This window comes from Polaribacter sp. 2405UD43-2, from assembly GCF_058147125.1.
The window spans coordinates 1-236 of record NZ_JBYVJX010000102.1 but is presented as its reverse complement, the minus strand read 5'-3'; the positions used below and the strand labels follow the sequence as shown (position 1 = coordinate 236).

Below are 236 nucleotides of genomic sequence, written 5' to 3'. Positions count from 1 at the left end.
GGTAATGTCTACCGTGCCAAGAATCCACCCTATCAGGGAGAACACCGCGAGAAGAATAAGATAGTATATGAGGGTTTCCTTGCCGTTGATGAACCTCAGAGTTGTCAGGAAACGCTCGATGGAGCCCATGAGTACACCGGCAAGGCTCGACATGACGGCAGTGATGGCCTTAACTCTGCGTTTTTGTTTCGTTATATCGTCGCGGTCGACGGCGGTTCGCTGCCACAGTCCGGTAA

1 protein-coding gene is annotated in these 236 nt (G+C 52.1%); it reads right to left on the bottom strand.

The features are described from left to right. Window positions 1-236, bottom strand: a 236-nt coding sequence (locus tag ACY2RX_RS14915; RefSeq protein ID WP_490104750.1) for a hypothetical protein, incomplete at both ends; no start/stop codon positions are given.